Annotated in this window: 1 protein-coding gene; it reads right to left on the bottom strand. The window is 68.7% G+C overall.

The features are described 5' to 3' along the window. Positions 1-281: YcjX family protein (locus tag EN818_RS32275; protein ID WP_189524028.1), on the bottom strand; the 281-nt coding region annotated here is incomplete at both ends.

The following is a 281-nucleotide window of genomic DNA, read 5'->3' as shown; positions in this document are numbered from 1 at the left end:
GGCTTCATAGCGGCGCTCCATCATCGCTTGCAGCGATCCGGAGCGGGGGCGTCGATCCGACAGCTTCATCAGCGGCGCAAAGGTCAGCGCCGGCGAGCCTTCGAGATCGCCCGGCATCAGGAAACGGCCGGGCGGCAGGGTCGACAGCGCGCGTTCGTCGAGCTTGCAGGCCTTGAGATAGGCGGCGAAGCTCTCGGCGAGACGGCGCGCGGTCATCTCGTCGGCGTCGGCGTCCGGATCGATTTTGGCGGCCACCGCCAGCCAGTCCCGCGACAAGTCGG

This window comes from Mesorhizobium sp. M3A.F.Ca.ET.175.01.1.1 (assembly GCF_004791945.1).
GTDB lineage: Bacteria > Pseudomonadota > Alphaproteobacteria > Rhizobiales > Rhizobiaceae > Mesorhizobium.
The sequence above is the reverse complement of the archived record's forward strand: the minus strand, read 5'-3'. Positions and strand labels throughout refer to the sequence as shown.